The 15448-nt window shown below is 67.3% G+C and carries 18 protein-coding genes; 9 read left to right on the top strand and 9 right to left on the bottom strand.

From position 1 onward, the window contains the following. The first annotated feature begins 6 nt into the window (after positions 1-6). Positions 7-753 carry an alpha/beta fold hydrolase gene (locus BMX16_RS07970; RefSeq protein WP_089901404.1) on the top strand — a complete coding sequence of 249 codons (747 nt, stop codon included), beginning with the start codon at positions 7-9 and terminating at the stop codon, positions 751-753. 77 nt (positions 754-830) lie between these two features. Here the strand turns inward: BMX16_RS07970 and BMX16_RS07965 are convergent, their stop codons facing one another. The 3 genes from BMX16_RS07965 to BMX16_RS07955 all read right to left on the bottom strand — a co-directional run bounded on the left by BMX16_RS07965 (position 831) and on the right by BMX16_RS07955 (position 2712). Beyond that, on the bottom strand, positions 831-1910 hold the full coding sequence (locus BMX16_RS07965) for a 5-(carboxyamino)imidazole ribonucleotide synthase (RefSeq protein WP_089901401.1): 1080 nt from the start codon (positions 1908-1910) through the stop codon (positions 831-833). Next, positions 1903-2391, bottom strand: coding sequence for a 5-(carboxyamino)imidazole ribonucleotide mutase (purE, locus tag BMX16_RS07960; RefSeq protein WP_089901398.1), 489 nt, complete (start codon positions 2389-2391; stop codon positions 1903-1905). The genes BMX16_RS07965 and purE overlap by 8 nt, the downstream gene beginning before the upstream one ends. 102 nt (positions 2392-2493) lie before the next feature. After that, on the bottom strand, positions 2494-2712 hold the full coding sequence (locus tag BMX16_RS07955; RefSeq protein WP_089901672.1) for a YdcH family protein: 219 nt from the start codon (positions 2710-2712) through the stop codon (positions 2494-2496). Positions 2713-2912: 200 nt separating this feature from the next. On the opposite strand from BMX16_RS07955, the gene BMX16_RS07950 reads away from it, so the two are divergent. Together BMX16_RS07950 and BMX16_RS07945 are read left to right on the top strand one after the other, a co-directional pair. Next, entirely contained in the window at positions 2913-3326 is a 414-nt protein-coding gene (locus BMX16_RS07950) for an Hsp20 family protein (protein WP_089901394.1), read from the top strand. A gap of 3 nt (positions 3327-3329) precedes the next feature. Then, a complete protein-coding gene (locus BMX16_RS07945; RefSeq protein ID WP_089901390.1) occupies positions 3330-3554 on the top strand; it encodes a DUF1150 family protein in 225 nt (74 codons plus the stop codon). A 15-nt stretch (positions 3555-3569) separates the two neighbouring features. On the opposite strand, the gene BMX16_RS07940 is transcribed toward BMX16_RS07945, so the two are convergent. The 3 genes from BMX16_RS07940 to BMX16_RS07930 all read right to left on the bottom strand — a co-directional run bounded on the left by BMX16_RS07940 (position 3570) and on the right by BMX16_RS07930 (position 6856). Continuing rightward, a complete protein-coding gene (locus tag BMX16_RS07940) occupies positions 3570-4520 on the bottom strand; it encodes a response regulator (protein WP_089901389.1) in 951 nt (316 codons plus the stop codon). 170 nt (positions 4521-4690) lie between these two features. Next, positions 4691-6394 (bottom strand): bifunctional sulfate adenylyltransferase/adenylylsulfate kinase, encoded by a 1704-nt coding sequence (locus BMX16_RS07935; protein ID WP_089901386.1) that lies wholly within the window; start codon positions 6392-6394, stop codon positions 4691-4693. Positions 6395-6610: 216 nt separating this feature from the next. Next, on the bottom strand, positions 6611-6856 hold the full coding sequence (locus tag BMX16_RS07930) for an accessory factor UbiK family protein (protein WP_089901383.1): 246 nt from the start codon (positions 6854-6856) through the stop codon (positions 6611-6613). A gap of 118 nt (positions 6857-6974) precedes the next feature. Here BMX16_RS07930 and lgt point away from each other — a divergent pair, with 118 nt between their 5' ends. From lgt to BMX16_RS07910, 4 genes are all read left to right on the top strand, one after another. Next, positions 6975-7856 (top strand): prolipoprotein diacylglyceryl transferase, encoded by an 882-nt coding sequence (gene lgt / locus BMX16_RS07925; protein WP_089901380.1) that lies wholly within the window; start codon positions 6975-6977, stop codon positions 7854-7856. Beyond that, the gene (locus tag BMX16_RS07920; protein WP_245731419.1) at positions 7853-8908 is read left to right on the top strand and encodes a class I SAM-dependent methyltransferase; all 1056 of its coding nucleotides are present in this window, start codon (positions 7853-7855) and stop codon (positions 8906-8908) included. Before lgt ends, BMX16_RS07920 begins: the two co-directional genes overlap by 4 nt. Then, positions 8905-9660: a peptidoglycan editing factor PgeF gene (gene pgeF, locus BMX16_RS07915; RefSeq protein ID WP_089901377.1), complete on the top strand. Its 756-nt coding sequence runs from the start codon at positions 8905-8907 to the stop codon at positions 9658-9660. The genes BMX16_RS07920 and pgeF overlap by 4 nt, the downstream gene beginning before the upstream one ends. Positions 9661-9924: 264 nt before the next feature. Next, on the top strand, positions 9925-10113 hold the full coding sequence (locus tag BMX16_RS07910; RefSeq protein WP_089901375.1) for a hypothetical protein: 189 nt from the start codon (positions 9925-9927) through the stop codon (positions 10111-10113). A gap of 6 nt (positions 10114-10119) precedes the next feature. Here the strand turns inward: BMX16_RS07910 and BMX16_RS07905 are convergent, their stop codons facing one another. The 3 genes from BMX16_RS07905 to BMX16_RS07895 all read right to left on the bottom strand — a co-directional run bounded on the left by BMX16_RS07905 (position 10120) and on the right by BMX16_RS07895 (position 12325). Next, entirely contained in the window at positions 10120-11238 is a 1119-nt protein-coding gene (locus BMX16_RS07905) for a carboxylate-amine ligase (protein ID WP_089901666.1), read from the bottom strand. Positions 11239-11598: 360 nt separating this feature from the next. Next, on the bottom strand, positions 11599-11823 hold the full coding sequence (locus tag BMX16_RS07900; protein WP_089901372.1) for a DUF4287 domain-containing protein: 225 nt from the start codon (positions 11821-11823) through the stop codon (positions 11599-11601). A 1-nt stretch (position 11824) separates the two neighbouring features. Beyond that, complete coding sequence (locus tag BMX16_RS07895; protein WP_089901369.1) at positions 11825-12325, bottom strand: Lrp/AsnC family transcriptional regulator; 501 nt, start codon at positions 12323-12325, stop codon at positions 11825-11827. 168 nt (positions 12326-12493) lie between these two features. On the opposite strand from BMX16_RS07895, the gene trxB reads away from it, so the two are divergent. After that, positions 12494-13498 carry a thioredoxin-disulfide reductase gene (gene trxB / locus BMX16_RS07890; protein WP_089901366.1) on the top strand — a complete coding sequence of 335 codons (1005 nt, stop codon included), beginning with the start codon at positions 12494-12496 and terminating at the stop codon, positions 13496-13498. A 177-nt stretch (positions 13499-13675) separates the two neighbouring features. Further along, positions 13676-15190: a YifB family Mg chelatase-like AAA ATPase gene (locus BMX16_RS07885; protein ID WP_089901363.1), complete on the top strand. Its 1515-nt coding sequence runs from the start codon at positions 13676-13678 to the stop codon at positions 15188-15190. Positions 15191-15448: the final 258 nt, after the last annotated feature.

Raw genomic sequence — 15448 nt, 5'->3', positions numbered from 1 at the left:
GTCGGTATGTCGCGTGCGTTGATCCTGTTGCTGCTTTTGCTGCCTGCCTGTGCGCGGACCGGTCCTGCGCCGGCCCCGTCCGCGGAATGCGTGGTGCTGCTGCACGGGCTGGCCCGCGGAGAGATCAGTCTGTCGCCCCTGCAACGTTTCCTTGAAAGCAGGGATTATGTGGTCATCAACCGCGGCTATCCCTCGACGCAGGATTCGATCCAGACACTGGTGGCCGACCATGTGGGACAGGATATCGCGGCCTGCGCCGGGCGGCGGGTGAACGTCGTGACGCATTCCATGGGCGGTATCCTGATCCGCGCCTACCTGGCGCAGCACGATCCCGACAATCTGGGCCGGGTCGTGATGCTGGCCCCGCCGAACGAAGGATCCGATCTGGTCGATGTCTTCGGCGGGTGGGAGCCGTTCCAGTGGATCAACGGTCCCGCCGGGATGCAGTTGGGCACAGCACCGGGCAGTTTTCCGAACACGTTGCCGGGGGCCGAAGGCTATGAGCTGGGGATCATCGCCGGGTCGCGCAGTTTCAATCCGGTCTATTCCACGGTCATCGACGGCGTCGACGACGGCAAGGTCAGCGTCGCCAGCACCCGTCTGGAGGGCATGGAGGATCACATCGTCCTGCCCGTGACGCATACGTTCATGATGAACAATCCGCTGGTCATGGCGCAGGTGCTGGCGTTCTTACAGAACGGCCGGTTCGACCGGGGGCTGAGCCTGACCGGCGTGATGTTCGGCAGGGAGTGAGGGGTCCGGTGTCCGAAGAGGACACCGGAGCGCGCCGCGCGGGAGTTTATCCGGCCAGATGGACAGGCGACCGCGCGTCAGGCGGCAGGGCCGGTCACGCGGTTGACGTGGCCCGTCTTGCGACCGGGGCGCGCCTCTGGCTTGCCATAGAGGTGGAGGCTGGCGTTGGTGGCGGCGATCTGCGGCACGCGGTCCATGTCGGCGCCGATCAGGTTTTCCATCGTCACGTTGCTGTGGCGGCTGCCGTCGCCCAAGGGCCAGCCCGCGATGGCGCGGATATGCTGTTCGAACTGGTCGATGGCGCAACCCGCTTGCGTCCAGTGGCCCGAGTTGTGCACGCGGGGCGCGATCTCGTTCACGATCAGCGCGTTCGGGGTGACGAACAGCTCGACCCCCAGCACGCCGACGTAGTCGAGGGCGTTGAGGATGCGCGCGGCGATGAGGATGGCGTCCGTGCGCTGCGTCGGGGTCAGCGTGGCAGGCACGGTCGTGGTGTGCAGGATGCCGTCGCGGTGCACGTTCTGGCCGGGATCGAAGCAGGCGACTGCGCCGTCCAGTCCGCGCGCGGCAATGACCGACACCTCGTGCGTGAAATCGACGAAGCCTTCGAGGATCGCGGGTTGACCTGCCATCGCATCCCATGCGGCTGCGGCCTGTGCGGGGTCGGTGATGCGGATCTGCCCCTTGCCGTCATAGCCCATGCGCCGCGTTTTCAGGATCGCGGGGGTGCCGATGGTCGCAATCGCCGCGTCTAGGGTGCCTGCGTCGGTCACGTCGGCAAACGGGGCCGTGGTCAGGCCGAGGCCCTGAAGGAAGGTCTTTTCCGCCAGACGGTCCTGTGCTGTCGCAAGGGCCATGCGGCCCGGGTGAATCGGCCTGATCGCCTGCAGCGTGTCGAGGGCTGTGGTGGGGATGTTCTCGAACTCGAACGTCAGCACGTCGCAGGACCGGGCGAACCGTTCCAACGCGGCGGTGTCGTCATAGCCCGCCTGCAGGTGGAAGTTCGCCACGTGCGACGCCGGGCAGTCGCCGCTGGGTTCAAAGATGCAGGTCTTGAAGCCGAGGCGGGCGGCCGCGACCGACAGCATCCGGCCCAACTGGCCGCCGCCGAGGATGCCGATGGTCGATCCGGGGGCAAGGGGCGTTGCGTCAGTCATTCACAGGCTCCTGCGGGATCGAGGCGGACAGGTCGGCGCGCCACTGGTCCAGACGCTGTGCCAGTGCGGGGTCGTGCAACGCAAGGATCGCTGCGGCCATCAGGGCGGCGTTGGCGGCGCCTGCGGCCCCGATCGCCATGGTGGCGACCGGATAGCCGCGCGGCATCTGCACGATGGAATAGAGGCTGTCGACGCCGGACAGGGCCTGCGTGCGGATCGGCACGCCGATCACCGGCAGGCGGGTTTTGGACGCCATCATGCCGGGCAGGTGCGCCGCACCGCCAGCGCCTGCGATGATGACCTGCAGGCCGCGATCCACGGCCCCCTTGCCATAGTCCCACAGCCGGTCGGGCGTCCGGTGCGCCGAGACGATGCGCGATTCGTAAGGCAGGGCAAGCGCGTCGAGGATGTCGGCGGCTTCCTTCATCGTGGGCCAGTCGGACTGGCTGCCCATGATGATGCCGATCTGCACGTCCGCCATGGCGCATCCCCTGCTGCTGTATCGGTCACGCTTGCGTCAACCGCGTTGCCATTGCCTTATATCGGGCCGCGATGGGGCGGCAAGCACCGCTGGCCGCGGATGTCAGGCGATGATGTCGGGATTCAGGCGATCCTCGATCCGTGCGACCTGGTCCTTCAACGCCAGCTTCTTCTTTTTCAGGCGGCGCAGCGTCAGCACGTCGCCCGGATGACGTTCCTGCAGGACGGAAATGGCAAGGTCCAGATCCCGGTGTTCCCCGCGCAGCACGGCGAGTTCGACGGTCAGCACCTCGGTTTCGTTCATGCGGTTCGAGGAGGTCATGCAGGCATCCGATCCGGGGCGCGCCACGCGGCACACCGTTCCCGGACCGACCCTAGTGCCTGTCGGGGCCGTCGCCTAGGCCTTTTCCGGCTCACCGCGGGACGCCTTGCAGGATGCGTCAGGCCTGCCCATATTGAGGAGAGCGGCAGCCATGACGGGGCCGCGTTGCCGATGTCGCTTACGCAAGAAGGACGGAACGCATGACGAAGCTGGCTTTGGGGACCCATCCGTTCCTGCTGGGGTTCGAGCAGCTGGAGCGGTTGGTGGAACGCACCGCCAAGACCGGCAACGACGGCTATCCGCCCTACAACATCGAACAGACCAGCGATGCGTCCTATCGCATCACGCTGGCCGTCGCCGGGTTCGCCGATGCGGACCTGTCGATCACGATCGAAGACTCCACGCTCGTCGTGCGGGGCCGTCAGGGCGAGGATGCGGAACCTCGCGTCTATCTGCATCGCGGCATCGCGGCGCGCCAGTTCCAGCGGTCCTTCGTGCTGGCCGAGGGTGTGACCGTCGGCGCCGCGTCGATGGAGAACGGTTTGTTGCATATCGACCTGAACCGACACGTGCCCGACCGCGTTATACAGACGATCCAGATCCGGAAAGGATAAGCCATGTTCACGAAAAACGATCTCTCGGTCCTCGGGACCAACATCGTCTATCTCAAGCCCGTCGCGACCGCCGATCTGCCTGACGACGTGCGGGCGCAGGCCGGTGATCTGACGACGCTGTTTGCGGTCCACAACACGATGGGCGAACAGGTCGCCCTGGTCGCCAGCGAGGGGATCGCCAGTCATCTGGCGGCGGAACACCACATGCAGCTGGTAACGCTGCACTGACGACGTCCGCCGGCGTCAGACGCCGGCGAAACGCTGCAACAACGATTCCGGGTCGGCGAACCGGTGATCCGGTTGACGGGTGATCGCCTTGTCCAACGCCTCCACCGCCGCCCGCCCGGTCCAGACACCCAGCGATGTGACAGGCGTTCCCTTGAGGGTGGGGGGCTGGCCGTCGAACCCTGCCTCCTTCCACGCCGTCGACAGGCCCGAGCGGGCCTTGACCGTCACCATGTCGAGCGCTTCGCGGCGACGCCCGAGCGTGATGCCGACGAAATGACCGCGCGCACCATAGGCGAGACGGCTGCCGTCATGCTGCAGCGCCCCCACGACCGCGTTGCCGATCATGCTGAGGCCCAGCAGCGTTTCGTCGTCATAAAGGTCGGCGGTGGGCAGCGCGAAGGGCTGCACACGGATCGCGAACAGCGACATGGCATGGCATCCGGCGGGCAGACCGAGGATCTGGTTCTTGAGCACGACGAGCGGCATCGGTCCCTTGTCGTCGGGGGCGTGTGCGAGTTCGTCGTAACCCAGCACGCGCCGCCGCCGCAGGTTGTCGGCTGTGGCACGGGCGCTGCGTTCGCGGGCGATGCTGGCATTCAGCATGGACGCCATGTGGATGCGTGCACCCAGTTCCAGCCCTTCCAGCGGTTTGCGCACGAAATCCGTCGCACCGGCCTGAAAGGCCAGTTCCATGGCGTCGGCCGCATGGCTGGCGGTGATCATGATGATCGGCGTCGCCGCATGGGCCGGCAGCGCGCGGATCGCGGCGCACAGGGCGATGCCGTCGGTGTCCGGCATCACGATATCCAGCAGGAACACGTCGAAGGGGGCGGGGGATGCGGCGATGGCGGCCAGCGCCGCTGCGGCAGAATCGGCGCATGTCAGTTCGTGCGCCGTACCCAGCCACATGGGCGATTGCAGCAGGTCGAGGATGATCGGATCGTCGTCGACGGCAAGGATTCGCATGGCAGCACTCCCCTTCTCAGGCCACAGCCGCAACGCGGCGCACCAGACCGATGTGGTCCTGAAATTTGGTGAAAATGTGTTAACGCAATGGTGTTCCCGCGACGGTCGATGACCTAATGCAGAAGGCCGGGCACTTGCCCGGCCTTTTGGCTGTGTCGTGTCGCGGAACCTCAGGCGGTGATCAGGCCGAGGGATTCGAGTTTCAGGATGACCTGATGGGCGCAGTGATCCACGTCGGAGTTTTCCGTCTCGATCCGCATTTCGGGGTTTTCCGGCACATCGTAGGGGTCCGAAATGCCGGTGAATTCCTTGATCTTGCCTTCGCGCGCGAGCTTGTAGAGGCCCTTGCGGTCACGCCGCTCGCACTCCTCGATCGAGGTGGCGACGTGCACCTCGATGAACGCACCGAAGGCCTCGATATCCTCGCGCACGGCGCGGCGCGTCGTGGCATAGGGGGCGATCGGCGCACAGATCGCGATGCCGCCGTTCTTGGTGATCTCGGACGCGACATAGCCGATGCGGCGGATGTTCAGATCGCGGTGTTCCTTGCTGAAGCCCAGCTCGGAGCTGAGGTTCTTGCGCACGATGTCACCGTCGAGCAGGGTGACCGGGCGACCGCCCATTTCCATCAGCTTGACCATCACCGCATTGGCGATGGTCGATTTGCCGGAACCCGAGAAGCCCGTGAAGAACACGGTGAAACCCTGCTTGTTGCGCGCGGGCCGGGTGCGGCGCAGTTCGGCCACGACCTGCGGGAAGGAGAACCACTCGGGGATCTCCAGCCCTTCAGCCAGACGGCGGCGCAGTTCGGTGCCGGAGATGTCCAGCACGGTATCGCCCTGCGGGACTTCATCGGCGGGGAAATACTGCGCCTTTTCCTGCACATAGACCATGTGCTTGAAATCGACCATCTCGACGCCGATCTCGTCCTGGTACTGCTTGAACAGGTCCTGTGCGTCGTAGGGGCCGTAGAAATCGCGGCCTGCGCTGTTCTTGCCGGGGCCCGCATGGTCGCGGCCGACGATGAAGTGGGTGCAGCCGTGGTTCGCGCGGATCAGGCCGTGCCAAACGGCTTCGCGCGGGCCGGCCATGCGCATGGCAAGGTTCAGCAGCGACATGGTGGTCGTGGATGCGGGATACTGGTCCAGCACCGCCTCGTAACACCGCACACGGGTGAAGTGGTCCACGTCGCCGGGCTTGGTCATGCCGACGACGGGGTGGATCAGCAGGTTGGCCTGTGCTTCACGCGCGGCGCGGAAGGTCAGTTCCTGATGCGCGCGGTGCAGCGGGTTGCGGGTCTGGAACGCCACGACCTTGCGCCAGCCGAGCTTGCGGAAGCGGGCGCGCAATTCGTTCGGCGTGTCGCGGCGCGAGCGGAAATCGTAGTGCACGGGCTGCTGGATGCCCGTGATCGGGCCGCCCAGATACACGGCACCGGCGGTATTGTGCAGATAGTTCACCGCAGGATGCGCGGAATCGTCGGCACCGAAGACCTTCTCCGCCTCCAGCGCCTTGTTGGGCTCCCACTTGTCGGTGACGGTCATGGTGGCGAGGATCACGCCCTCCTGATCGCGCAGGGCGATGTCGTCACCGAGGGCGACCTTGTCCGCGAATGCCTCTGACACGTCGAGCGTGATCGGCATCGGCCACAGCTTGCCGTCGGCCAGACGCATGTCCGACACGACCGAATCGTAATCCGCCTGCGGCAGGAACCCCTTGAGCGGGTAGAAGCCGCCGTTCATCAGCAGTTCCAGATCGCAGAGCTGGCGCGACGTCAGATCGTGGCTGACCAGTTCGCCCGCCTCGACCTTCAGGCGCTGGGCGCTGTCGGCGGAGACATAGAGTTCGGGGATCGGCGAAAGGTTTTGCGGCATGGAAGACCTATGATGACGGCGGCAAGATGCGGCGTGCGATATACGGATTCGCCGCTTTGGCAAGGGTTTTGCCCCTGCGACGGGCAATCTGTGACCAATCCGGCAACTGGATGGGGGATTGTTGCGGGGGCGCCGGGCGTGGCGAAGCGGTGCGGACATGCAAAGGCCCCGCACCTGTGGCGCGGGGCCTGTCGGGATCGCGCAGTTGCGTTGGGGTCAGCCCTGCTTGGCTTCCAGCGCGGCGATGCGGGCCTGCAGGGTGGCGTTCTCTTCGCGGGCTTTCTGGGCCATCGTGCGGACGGCGTCGAATTCCTCGCGGGTGACGAAGTCGCGGTCGGCCAGCCAGCGGTCCAGCATGGATTTCATCGCGTTGTTCGCCTCGTCGCGGGCACCCTGAGCCACGCCCATGGCGTTGGTCATCAGGTTGCTGAGGTCGTCGAAAATCTTGCCCTTGGGTTGCATCGGGTCACTCCATCCGGTTGCGGGGGTCTGCCCCGTTGCCCCTGTCATATGGGGACCGCCGCGCACCATGCAAGCGGCCCGGTTGACAAGCCCGCACCTGCGCCACAGGAAGGGCGCCATGCTGGCTGCCATCACATTCCCCGACATCTCTCCCGAGATCTTCTCGGTCACGCTGTTCGGCGCGACGTTCGCCCTGCGCTGGTATGCGCTGTCCTATATCGTGGGCATCGCCATCGGCTATCGCATGATCGCTGGTGCGTTGCGTCGGCCGACCCTGTGGCGCGGCGACGTGGCCCCGCTGGCCCCCGCGCGGCTGGAGGATTATCTTACCTATATCGTGATCGGCGTGATCGTGGGTGGGCGGCTGGGATACTGCCTGTTCTATCAGCCGGCCTATTACATTGCCAATCCGCTGGAGATCCCGGCGATCTGGACGGGCGGCATGTCGTTCCACGGCGGCTTCATCGGGGTCGTGCTGGCGGTCTATCTGTTCGCGCGGCGCAATGCGGTGCCGCTGGGGTCGCTGGCCGACGTGACCGCACTGGCCGCGACGCCAGCCATCCTGCTGGTGCGAATCGCCAACTTCGTGAACGGAGAGTTGTGGGGCCGCCCCACGGATCTGCCGTGGGGCGTCGTGTTCCCGGGCGAGGCGGCGCAGGACTGCATCAATGTCGTGGGCCTGTGCGCCCGCCACCCCAGCCAGCTTTACGAGGCGCTGCTGGAGGGTTTGGTGTTGGGGGCCGTCCTGCTGTGGCTGGCGTATCGGCGCGGTGCGCTGAAGTCGCCGTGGCTGCTGACGGGCGTGTTCTGTGCGGGCTATGCCATGGCGCGGTTCATGGTGGAATTCGTGCGTCAGCCCGACGCGCAGTTTCAGAACAAAGACAATCCATTGGGCTGGGCGCTGGATTTTGACACGTGGGGCCTGACCATGGGGCAGTGTCTTTCGCTGCCAATGGCGCTGGTGGGCGTGGGTCTGGTCGTGTGGTCCCGGCGCCGGTGAGCCTGCGCGACCAACTGGCCGCGCGCATCGTGGCGGACGGGCCGCTGACGCTCGCCGACTACATGGCCGCTTGCCTGCTGGACCCGGTGCACGGCTATTACGCCACGCGCGATCCGTTCGGGGCGGCGGGCGATTTCATTACGGCACCAGAGATCAGCCAGATGTTCGGCGAGGTGATCGGCCTGTGTCTGGCGCAGGTCTGGCTGTATCAGGGCGCACCCGATCCCGTCGTGCTGGCCGAGGTCGGGCCGGGGCGCGGCACGCTGATGGCCGATATCCTGCGCGCGACGCGGGGTGTGCCGGGCTTTCATGCTGCGATCCGCGTGCATCTGGTCGAGGCGTCGCCCGTCCTGCGCGGCGTGCAGGCGACACGCGTGCCGCAGGCGGTCTGGCTGGACGAAGTGGTGCAGTTGCCGCAGATGCCGCTGCTGCTGATAGCCAACGAGTTCTTCGACGCGCTGCCGATCCGGGCGTTCCAGCGGTCGGGTGATGGTTGGCGCGAGCGGGTCGTGGGGTTGAAGGGTGATGCCCTGACGCTGGGCCTGACCGACGCGGCCCCCCATGCGATGCTGACGCACCGACTGGCCGACACGGCGGAGGGCGACATCGTGGAGGTGTGCCCGGCGCTGCCCGCCATCGCCGGTACCATCGGGGCGCGCATCGCGGCGCATGGGGGCGCGGCGCTGGTCATCGACTATGGCGACTGGACGTCGCTCGGCGATACGTTTCAGGCGGTGCGGGGGCACGGGGTGGTCGATCCACTGGCAGACCCCGGTGCTGCGGACCTGACCGCGCATGTCGATTTCGCGACCCTTGCCGCAGCCATCGCCCCGGCGCGGCACACGCGGCTGGTGCCGCAGGGCGTGTTCCTCGAACGGTTGGGGATCACGGCGCGGGCGCAGGCGCTGGCCGCAGGGTTGACCGGGGATGCGCTGGCGGCGCATGTCGCCGCACATCGGCGCTTGACCCACCCCACCCAGATGGGCGACCACTTCAAGGTGATCGGGGTCTATCCCGACGGCGCGCCCCCACCACCGGGACTGACCGCATGACGCTGGACATCATCACTGCACCGACCCTGGACCCGCTGCGGCACGGGTTCTTTACCCGCGCGGGCGGCGCATCGTCGGGTGTGTTCGCGGGGCTGAACTGCGGCATGGGCAGCAGCGACCAGTCCGACGTGGTGGCGATCAACCGCGCCCGCGTCGGCGCCGCGATGCAGGTGGCCCCCGGTCATCTGGTGGGCGTCCATCAGGTCCATTCCGCCACCGTCGTGGCCGTCGACGGCCCCGTGATCGACCGGCCCGCCGCCGACGGGCTGGTGACGGCGGCCCCCGGCGTCGCCCTGTCGGTGCTGACAGCCGACTGCCAGCCGATCCTCTTCGCCGACCACGAGGCACGGGTGATCGGGGCCTGCCATGCGGGCTGGCAGGGGGCGCTGTCCGGCGTGATCGAGGCGACGGTGGACGCGATGGCCGCGCTGGGGGCAGAGCCCGCACGCATCGCTGCCGTGATCGGCCCTACGATCAGCCAGCGCGCCTACGAGGTCGGACCAGAGCTGAAGGACCGCTTCCTTGCGCAGGACGCGGGTGCGGCGCGGTTCTTTGTCGCCGGCAAAGGTGACCGGCTGCAGTTTGATCTGCCGGCCTACGGCCTGCACCGCCTGAAGCGGGCGGGGGTGGGGCAGGCGGCGTGGACGCGGCACTGCACGTACAGCGATCCGACGCGATTCTATTCCTATCGCCGGTCGGTCCACGAACAGGACCCGGATTATGGCCGCCTGATCGCGGCGATCACCCTGTAGGGTGGCCTGATTGTGGCGACCCGGTGGCGCGGCCTGTCCCGCGGCGCTAAACAATCCAGTGGCGGATGGGGTGATTGATGCGGCGACCCCCTTGTTTCATTGAAATGGATGAGGCGGGTGCGGGCGCTGTCCGGTCATGCCGCCTGCCTGCGTTTGAGTGCAAAATCGTGCGCTTTGCGACGTAATTCGGCCCGGTCAGGCCGTGAAAGTCACCCTGTCAGCCGCACCAAGCGGCCACCGCACAGGATGCAAGGGAAACACGCGATGACGCCGCAGAAACGCTGGATGAAGAACACGATCGCCGAAGCCGCCAACATGACCACGCCGATGCCGTGGGAACGCGGGTTGCGCCGGATGGACATGATCGCCCGCCGTCTGGACGACGAAGGCCGCCGCGTCGTCGTCACGCTGCCGCCGATGCCCGCCGCGCTGAACGTCAGCCTCGGGCGCTGATCCGCGTCAGGGCGCGAAGTCGGCAATCAACGCGGTGACGACGGCCCGCAGGGCTCGCGCCTCGTCCGCGCCATCGTCCAGCGCCACATGACGCACCGCCCTTTGCCGACAGGCACTGGTGCCATGGGCCGCGACATCGCGGGTATGCCCGGCATGACCAATGCCCTGCAGGGCGGCAAGGTCCGGTGCGATCCGGTCCAGCAGATCCCCCACCACGCGGCCCATCGGCACGATGGACCCGTCCCTGATCGGCCCTTCGGTCACGCCATAGCGTTGCGCCCGCCAGCGGTTTTCCGACAGGATCAGCGGCGGCACCGGGTCAGCAGGCGCATCCAGCCTGCGCCAGATGTGCCGCGCCAGCCCCTGCACGAGGGCCGCCAGCATCAGCGTGTCGGCCAGCCGGGGCTGCACGTCGCAGATCCGCACCTCGAGCGTCGGAAAATTGTGGGACGGTCGCATGTCCCACCAGAGCTTGGACGCATCCTCGATCACACCGACCTGCACGAGGGCGGCCACCGCTTCCGCATAGGCGTCCCAACCGGCATAGGCGGGCGGCAGGCCGGTGCGCGGCATCCCGTCGAACACGCTGACCCGCCACGAGGCCAAGCCGGTGTCGCGGCCCTGCCAGAACGGGCTGGAGGTGGACAGCGCCAGCAAGACGGGCAGCCACGGCGCCATCCTGTTCATCACCGCGATGCGGGTGTCGGGGTCCGCGATGCCCACATGCACATGCATCCCCCCGATCAGCATGCGTCGCGCCACGGCACCCAGATCGGTGTCGAGCTGGTCGTAGCGAGGATTCTCGGTCCGCGCCTGCGCCGTCCAGTCGCCCCACGGGTGGCAGGATGCGGCGACGGGCGCAAGGCCATGCCGCCCTACGACCCGTGCCACGCCACGGCGCAACAGGGTCAGGTCCGCCTGTGCATTGGCCACGGTGTCGCAGACGCCTGTGCCGACCTCGATTTGGCAGCCGAGGAATTCGGTGCTGACCTGATCGCCCAAGGCGTCGTGCAGATCGGCCAGCAGGGCGTCGGTCGCATCGCGCAGGGCACCGGTGGCGGGATCGACGAGGAGGTATTCCTCCTCGATGCCGATGGTGAAGGCGGGCGTGTCGTCGGGGGTCATGGCAACCTCCGCCCGCGATTCGCGGGGCATCCGTGTGGCGTCGGGTCTGAATTGTGGCGCATCGGGTGCGTGTCCATGGACAATCGCGCGGGGCAGGGTGCGATTGGACGCGCGCTTTGCATGATGGTCGCAATCCTTTGACAGGTGCGTCCGAATTTTGCCATATTTCAATCAAGCCCAGACATCTTCGGATGTTGTCGGGCGCGGCACATCAGCCGCGCAGCGCCACCACCCCGGCGCACCGACCAAAGGAATCCGGTGTCCTCAGACCGGATCGCTCGTGAGGGCGGGCAGTCCCGGCGCATGATGCCTCTCATGCGGGAAACCGGGACTGCCCCCCGCCACACATTCCCGATCAGGTCAATCCGCGGTGCGCGCCGCGCGTACATGCGCCACGATGGCGTTGGCGTGGCCGTGGCCCATGCCGTGATCGGTCTTGAGCCATGCGACGACCTGCATGTGCGGCAGGTCGGCCCGGTCCTGCACCAGCGCCAGCCAGTCGACGATGGGGCGGCCATAGCGCGCCTCAATCGCCGGAAAGTAGCTGGCTGGGCCACTGATGGGCGCTGTCTTGTCGCCCGTCACGTTACGCCTCTTGCGCCAGACGGGCCTCCAGCACGTCGAAGGGGACGCCGGGTTCGTCCTTGGCGCCGCGGATCACGAGCGAGGTCTTGACCGAGGCCACGTTGGGGGCGCTTGTCAGCTCCTCGGTCAGGAAGCGCTGGAACGACCGCAGGTCGGGGGCCACGCATTTGAGGATGAAGTCCACCTCGCCGTTCAGCATGTGGCACTCGCGGACCAGTGACCAGCCCTTGCAGCGCGCCTCGAAGGCGCTCAGGTCGGCCTCCGCCTGACTGACGAGGCCGACCATGGCGAAGACCTGCACTTCGAACCCCAGTTCGCGCGGGTCGATGTCGGCGTGATAGCCGCGGATGTAGCCCTGTTCCTCGAGCGTGCGGACGCGGCGCAGGCAAGGGGGGGCGCTGATGCCCACGCGCTTGGCCAGTTCCACGTTGGTCATGCGGCCATCGGCCTGCAGTTGCGCCAGAATCATCCGGTCGATCTCGTCCAGCTTGGCACCGGGCATCAGGGCGTTCCTACTCAGGGGTTTTGCAAATCCTACGCAACTCTGACGCGGGGCGCAACAATGTATCAATTTCGCGCAACTAACCGAAACACGCGCCCGGGACATCCGATGACTTTTCACGACGCCGCAGCCGACCTATATGCGGAGCAACGCCATCAGGAGGCTTCCATGTCCGCGCCCACCCATACCAAGGTCCTCATCATCGGGTCCGGCCCCGCAGGTTACACGGCGGGGGTCTATGCCTCTCGGGCCATGCTGGAACCCATGCTCATCCAGGGGATCGAGCCGGGCGGCCAGCTGACCACCACGACCGAGGTGGAGAACTGGCCCGGCGACACAGAGGTGCAGGGCCCCGACCTGATGGTGCGGATGGAAAGCCATGCCCGCACGATGGGCACGACCATCGTGCATGACATCGTCACATCGCTCGACCTGTCGCAGCGTCCCTTCACCGCGACCTGCGACAGCGGTGCGGTGGTGACGGCGGATGCGGTGATCCTCGCGACGGGGGCGCGCGCGAAGTGGCTGGGCCTGCCGTCGGAGGACAAGTTCAAGGGCTTCGGCGTCAGCGCCTGTGCCACCTGCGACGGGTTCTTCTATCGCGGGCAGGAGATCGTGGTGGTCGGCGGTGGCAACACCGCCGTGGAAGAGGCGCTGTTCCTGACCAACTTCGCCAGCAAGGTGACGCTGGTGCACCGCCGGGACGAGCTGCGGGCCGAGAAGATCCTGCAGGACCGCCTGATGAAGAACCCCAAGATCGAGACGTTGTGGCACCATGCGGTGGACGAGGTCGTGGGCAGCACGGCACCGTTGGGCGTCGAGGCGGTCCGCGTGCGCCATGTGGACACCGGTGCGGTGACCGAGATTTCGGCCAAGGGGTTGTTCATCGCCATCGGTCATGCGCCCGCGTCGGAACTGGTCAAGGACCAGCTGGAACTGCACCACGGCGGCTACGTGAAGGTCGAGCAGGGCAGCACCCGCACCAGCATTCCCGGCGTCTTTGCCGCGGGCGATCTGACCGACCACGTCTATCGTCAGGCGATCACCAGCGCCGCGATGGGTTGCATGGCGGCGCTGGATGCGGAACGGTTCCTTGCCGAGCACGGTCAGGCCGAGCGTGAAACGGTCTTGCTGCCGATGGGCTACGGCGCCGAGGCGCCCGCCGCCGAATAGCGTCAATTTCGATTTCGGCGCCGCAGCGGGTCTGCGGTGCCGCTCGTCGTATCATCCTGCCTGATATACACCCGCGCGGCGCGTTGCCGGTCTTATCTTTAGGAGGCCGGCACATGTTAACCACTTCGCAACCTCTGACGGTCACGCTGTTAACCAGTCTGACGCGGGGGCATCATCATGGTCGCAATGGCCTATACGGTCGCCTTCGACGGGATCGATGCGCGGCTGGTGCAGGTGCAATGCGCGATCAGCCCCGGCATGCCGGGCTTCACCATCGTCGGCCTGCCGGACAAGGCGGTGTCGGAAGCGCGCGAGCGGGTGCGCGCGGCGCTGTCGTCGATGGCCATCGCGCTCCCATCCCAGCGCATCAGCATCAACCTGTCCCCCGCCGACCTGCCCAAGGAAGGCTCGCATTTCGACCTGCCCATCGCACTGGCCGTCCTCGCCGCCCTCGACGTCGTTCCGCATGAGGAGGTGTCGGACATCGTGGCGCTGGGCGAGCTGTCGCTGGACGGTACGCTGGTGCCCGTCGTGGGGGCGCTGCCTGCGGCGGTGGCGGCGGTCGACTGCGACCGGGCGCTGATGTGCCCCGCCGCCTGCGGGGCGGAAGCGGCGTGGGTCGATGCGGTGCGGGTCATCGCGCCCGCGTCATTGGCGCAGGCGATCGCGCATCTGAACGGACGCGGCGTGCTGGACCCCGCCGTGGCGGGCGAGGTGACGCAGGGGTCCGGCGCGCGCTGCCTGTCCGAGGTGAAGGGGCAGGAGCGGGCCAAGCGCGCGCTGGAGATCGCGGCGGCGGGGCGGCACCACCTGATGCTGGTGGGCTCGCCGGGGTCAGGCAAGTCGATGCTGGCGGCGCGGATTCCCGGCATCCTGCCGCCGCTGACGCCTGTGGAGGCGCTTGAGACCTCGATGATCCATTCGCTCGCGGGGCTGCTGGACGCGGGCGGCATCTCGCGCCAGCGTCCGTTCCGGGAGCCGCACCACACCGCGTCGATGGCCGCCATCGTCGGCGGTGGGCGCGGGGCCAAGCCGGGAGAGATCAGTCTGGCACACAATGGCGTGCTGTTCATGGACGAGTTTCCCGAGTTTCCCCGCGCCGTGCTGGAAACCCTGCGCCAGCCCATCGAGACCGGCGAGGTCGTGGTGGCGCGCGCCAACGCGCATGTGCGTTATCCCTGCCGGTTCATGCTGGTGGCGGCAGCGAACCCCTGCCGCTGCGGGTATCTGGCCGAACCGGCGCGGGCCTGCGGGCGCGCACCGGCCTGCGGTGACGATTACATGGGACGGATCAGCGGGCCGCTGATGGACCGTTTCGACCTGCGTGTGGAGGTGCCGCCGGTGGCGTTCACCGACCTCGACCTTCCGGTGGGCGAGGATACCTCGGCCCGGATCGCGGCGCGGGTGGCCGTCGCCCGCGCGGTGCAGGTGGCCCGCTATGCCGGGCAGGCGGGGATGTGGGCCAATGCGGACGCGCAGGGTGCGGTGCTGGATGCGGTGGCGACACCGGATGCGGAGGGGCGGGCGCTGCTGCTGCGGGTCGCCGACCGGTTCGGTTTGTCTGCGCGGGGGTATCACCGGGTGCTGCGGGTGGCGCGCACCATCGCCGATCTGGATGGATCGGACCCGGTGCAGCGCCAACACGTGGCTGAGGCGGTCAGTTTCCGCCTGACCCTGACGAAGGAGGTCTGATCCGGCGGTGCCAGACCCTCGGCGGGGCGTATTTGCGGCAAGATGATGCGCTAGGCTCAAGGGCGAGCGGGGGCAGGTCGGTTGCGTGGGGGCGGTGTGAGGGGGGGTGTGCGATCCGGCTGCGCCGGACCCTCCGGGGGGAGTATTTTGCAAAAAGCGAGGCGTGGCGGCGTGGCGGGTGTGGGTCCGGTCGTCGTGCCCGGCGGTGCGGGTCGGGGCCGAGCGGCGGCATCGGACCCTCCCGCGGGGGAGTTTACG

Source organism: Loktanella fryxellensis (assembly GCF_900110065.1).
GTDB lineage: Bacteria > Pseudomonadota > Alphaproteobacteria > Rhodobacterales > Rhodobacteraceae > Loktanella > Loktanella fryxellensis.
This window is presented reverse-complemented; position numbering and strand designations above follow the sequence as displayed.

Bases quoted from the DNA above. Each gene is read 5' to 3' on its own strand.
- BMX16_RS07935 (WP_089901386.1), bottom strand. From the start codon at position 6,394: ATGCCGCAAAACCTTTCGCCGATCCCCGAACTCTATGTCTCCGCCGAC.
- BMX16_RS07950 (WP_089901394.1), top strand. From the start codon at position 2,913: ATGACGAAGCTGGCTTTGGGGACCCATCCGTTCCTGCTGGGGTTCGAG.
- BMX16_RS07970 (WP_089901404.1), top strand. From the start codon at position 7: ATGTCGCGTGCGTTGATCCTGTTGCTGCTTTTGCTGCCTGCCTGTGCG.
- purE (WP_089901398.1), bottom strand. From the start codon at position 2,391: ATGGCGGACGTGCAGATCGGCATCATCATGGGCAGCCAGTCCGACTGG.
- BMX16_RS07955 (WP_089901672.1), bottom strand. From the start codon at position 2,712: ATGACCTCCTCGAACCGCATGAACGAAACCGAGGTGCTGACCGTCGAA.
- BMX16_RS07965 (WP_089901401.1), bottom strand. From the start codon at position 1,910: ATGACTGACGCAACGCCCCTTGCCCCCGGATCGACCATCGGCATCCTC.
- BMX16_RS07905 (WP_089901666.1), bottom strand. From the start codon at position 11,238: ATGACCCCCGACGACACGCCCGCCTTCACCATCGGCATCGAGGAGGAA.
- BMX16_RS07945 (WP_089901390.1), top strand. From the start codon at position 3,330: ATGTTCACGAAAAACGATCTCTCGGTCCTCGGGACCAACATCGTCTAT.
- BMX16_RS07910 (WP_089901375.1), top strand. From the start codon at position 9,925: ATGACGCCGCAGAAACGCTGGATGAAGAACACGATCGCCGAAGCCGCC.
- BMX16_RS07895 (WP_089901369.1), bottom strand. From the start codon at position 12,325: ATGCCCGGTGCCAAGCTGGACGAGATCGACCGGATGATTCTGGCGCAA.
- BMX16_RS07940 (WP_089901389.1), bottom strand. From the start codon at position 4,520: ATGCGAATCCTTGCCGTCGACGACGATCCGATCATCCTCGACCTGCTG.
- lgt (WP_089901380.1), top strand. From the start codon at position 6,975: ATGCTGGCTGCCATCACATTCCCCGACATCTCTCCCGAGATCTTCTCG.
- trxB (WP_089901366.1), top strand. From the start codon at position 12,494: ATGTCCGCGCCCACCCATACCAAGGTCCTCATCATCGGGTCCGGCCCC.
- pgeF (WP_089901377.1), top strand. From the start codon at position 8,905: ATGACGCTGGACATCATCACTGCACCGACCCTGGACCCGCTGCGGCAC.
- BMX16_RS07930 (WP_089901383.1), bottom strand. From the start codon at position 6,856: ATGCAACCCAAGGGCAAGATTTTCGACGACCTCAGCAACCTGATGACC.
- BMX16_RS07885 (WP_089901363.1), top strand. From the start codon at position 13,676: ATGGTCGCAATGGCCTATACGGTCGCCTTCGACGGGATCGATGCGCGG.